This window comes from Pontitalea aquivivens (assembly GCF_046507575.1).
Lineage (GTDB): Bacteria > Pseudomonadota > Alphaproteobacteria > Rhodobacterales > Rhodobacteraceae > Pontitalea > Pontitalea aquivivens.
The window spans coordinates 1-237 of the sequence record NZ_JBKFEY010000153.1; the positions used below are offsets into that span (position 1 = coordinate 1).

Here is a 237-nt window from a genome sequence, read left to right on the forward strand (position 1 = left end):
GACAAGCTGGATGAAGAGGTCGCCGCATGGTGCGCAGAGATCGTCGAGCGCAGCCCGACGGCCATCGCCATCGCCAAGCGCTCGTTCAACGCAGACACCGAAAACATCCGCGGCATCGGCAATCTGGGCTTCGCGGCAGTCTCCCTCTACTACGCCAGCGAGGAAGCGAAGGAAGGCGGCGCGGCCTTCCGCGAAAAGCGCAAGCCCGAATTCCGCCGCATCTATCAGGGCAAGTAG

The 237-nt window shown here is 63.3% G+C and carries 1 protein-coding gene; it reads left to right on the forward strand.

All coding sequences use genetic code 11. The annotated features are described in order from the left end of the window. A partial coding sequence (locus ACK8OU_RS20610; RefSeq protein ID WP_410305188.1) for an enoyl-CoA hydratase-related protein occupies nt 1–237 on the forward strand: 237 nt, incomplete at its 5' end.